We start from the raw sequence: 2167 nt of genomic DNA on the forward strand, positions 1-2167 counted from the left end.
AGGATGAACCCGTAGCTTCGGTACCTGATTTAGCCCCGTTATATCTTCCGCGCAGGCCGACTCGACTAGTGAGCTATTACGCTTTCTTTAAAGGATGGCTGCTTCTAAGCCAACCTCCTAGCTGTCTGAGCCTTCCCACATCGTTTCCCACTTAATCAGGATTTTGGGACCTTAGCTGACGGTCTGGGTTGTTTCCCTTTTCACAACGGACGTTAGCACCCGCTGTGTGTCTCCCACGCTGCACTCACTGGTATTCGGAGTTTGCCTCGGGTTGGTAAGTCGGGATGACCCCCTAGCCGAAACAGTGCTCTACCCCCAGCGGTGATACGTGAGGCGCTACCTAAATAGCTTTCGAGGAGAACCAGCTATCTCCGGGCTTGATTAGCCTTTCACTCCGATCCACAGCTCATCCCAGCATTTTTCAACATACTTGGGTTCGGGCCTCCAATTGATGTTACTCAATCTTCACCCTGGCCATGGATAGATCGCCCGGTTTCGGGTCTATACCCTGCGACTGGTCGCCCAGTTAAGACTCGCTTTCGCTACGCCTCCCCTATACGGTTAAGCTCGCCACAGAATATAAGTCGCTGACCCATTATACAAAAGGTACGCGGTCACACCACGAAGGTGCTCCCACTGCTTGTACGCATACGGTTTCAGGATCTATTTCACTCCCCTCGCCGGGGTTCTTTTCGCCTTTCCCTCACGGTACTGGTTCACTATCGGTCAGCCAGGAGTATTTAGCCTTGGAGGATGGTCCCCCCATGTTCAGTCAAGGTTTCTCGTGCCCCGACCTACTCGATTTCACGATACTCAGACTTCGACTACGGGACTATCACCCTGTATCGTCANCTGCTTGTACGCATACGGTTTCAGGATCTATTTCACTCCCCTCGCCGGGGTTCTTTTCGCCTTTCCCTCACGGTACTGGTTCACTATCGGTCAGCCAGGAGTATTTAGCCTTGGAGGATGGTCCCCCCATGTTCAGTCAAGGTTTCTCGTGCCCCGACCTACTCGATTTCACGATACTCAGACTTCGACTACGGGACTATCACCCTGTATCGTCAAGCTTCCCAGCTTGTTCGTCTGTCAGTTGTATCGCTTAAGGGCTGGTCCCCGTTCGCTCGCCGCTACTTGGGGAATCTCGGTTGATTTCTTTTCCTCCGGGTACTTAGATGTTTCAGTTCCCCGGGTTTGCCTCTATAGGTTATGTATTGGCCTATAGATACTCACCTGATGGTGAGTGGGTTTCCCCATTCGGAAATCGTTGGGTCGCAGGGTATTTGCCACCTCGCCAACGCTTATCGCAGGCTATCACGTCCTTCATCGCCTCTGGCTGCCAAGGCATCCACCGTATGCGCTTAATCGCTTGACCATATAACCCCAAGGGGTCTGTCAAGGATTACGAATCTGTCGGACCTCTCCGACATATCGTTTNGAGTGGGTTTCCCCATTCGGAAATCGTTGGGTCGCAGGGTATTTGCCACCTCGCCAACGCTTATCGCAGGCTATCACGTCCTTCATCGCCTCTGGCTGCCAAGGCATCCACCGTATGCGCTTAATCGCTTGACCATATAACCCCAAGGGGTCTGTCAAGGATTACGACTCTGTCGGACCTCTCCGACATATCGTTTGATGGAGATGTGCTTGGCGCACATTCCATCGTCAGCATGATTCACATTGTTAAAGAGCGGCTGTTCAGAGAACAGTGAGAAGTCACACAACCTTCTCGAGGAAGGCGATATGCTTGTCACTGTGAACTGTCAGCGTTATCAGGTAGTAGAAGCTTGAACCGGAACTTGATGGTGGAGCCAAGCGGGATCGAACCGCTGACCTCCTGCGTGCAAGGCAGGCGCTCTCCCAGCTGAGCTATGGCCCCAAAAGTCGGCAAACCGTGTCGACAAAAGCACGAAGCTTTTGGTGGGTCTGGGCAGATTTGAACTGCCGACCTCACCCTTATCAGGGGTGCGCTCTAACCAACTGAGCTACAGACCCGACACTACTACTCGATAAACTAACTTGATCAGGTAATTCGTTGTGAGCACTTGCCGCGAGCAGTAGACAGTGTCGATAAGGAGGTGATCCAGCCCCAGGTTCCCCTAGGGCTACCTTGTTACGACTTCACCCCAGTCATGAACCACACCGTGGTGATCGCCCTCCCGAAGGT

General features: G+C 52.8%; 2 tRNA genes and 2 rRNA genes. All 4 read right to left on the bottom strand.

What is annotated here, in order from left to right:
* Nucleotides 1-1375 (bottom strand): 23S ribosomal RNA (locus tag HXS65_RS17300); the annotation flags it as partial.
* Between the two features lie 428 nt (nucleotides 1376-1803).
* A tRNA-Ala gene (locus HXS65_RS17305) sits at nucleotides 1804-1879 on the bottom strand.
* A gap of 39 nt (nucleotides 1880-1918) precedes the next feature.
* Nucleotides 1919-1995 (bottom strand) — tRNA-Ile (locus HXS65_RS17310).
* 76 nt (nucleotides 1996-2071) lie between these two features.
* Nucleotides 2072-2167, bottom strand: a 16S ribosomal RNA gene (locus HXS65_RS17315); the annotation flags it as partial.

Source organism: Cobetia sp. 5-25-4-2 (genome assembly GCF_013374075.1).
Taxonomy (GTDB): domain Bacteria; phylum Pseudomonadota; class Gammaproteobacteria; order Pseudomonadales; family Halomonadaceae; genus Cobetia; species Cobetia marina.